The 561-nt window shown below is 54.5% G+C and carries 1 protein-coding gene; it reads left to right on the top strand.

Translation table 11 applies throughout. The features are described 5' to 3' along the window. Nucleotides 1-561: hypothetical protein (locus tag J7438_RS27170; protein WP_209279125.1), on the top strand; the 561-nt coding region annotated here is incomplete at both ends.

Below are 561 nucleotides of genomic sequence, written 5' to 3'. Positions count from 1 at the left end.
GACGCTGCCCTGCTTGAAAGAGGGCTGGCAGGAGGGCAAAGACGAGGACGTTAAGGGCAAACCGCTCGACCGGGCACTGGTCACCAATATCTCCTCCATGTGTTCTTCTAAAGGCTTACCGAAAGATAAGGACGTGAAGGTTTTCCTGACCCTGCCATGCTTGAAAGAGGGATGGCAGGAGGGCAAAGACGAGGATGTTAAGGGCAAACCGCCCGACCGGGCACTGGTCACCAATATTTCCTCCATGTGTTCCTCTAAAGGCTTACCGAAAGATCAGGACGTTAAGGCCTTCCTGACCCTGCCCTGCTTGAAAGAGGGCTGGCAGGAGGGCAAAGACGAGGACGTTAAGGGCAAACCGCTCGACCGGGCACTGGTCACCAATATCTCCTCCATGTGTAATGGCAAAGGCTTACCGAAATATAAGGACGTGAAAACCTTCCTGACCCTGCCCTGCTTGAAAGAGGGCTGGCAGGAGGGCAAAGACGAGGACGTTAAGGGCAAACCGCTCGACCGGGCACTGGTCACCAATATTTCCTCCATGTGTCATGGCAAAGGCTTACC

It is taken from the genome of Thalassotalea sp. G20_0 (assembly GCF_017744175.1).
GTDB lineage: Bacteria > Pseudomonadota > Gammaproteobacteria > Pseudomonadales > Endozoicomonadaceae > Endozoicomonas.
Note: the sequence above shows the minus strand (reverse complement) of the source record. Positions and strands in the feature narration are given on the sequence as shown.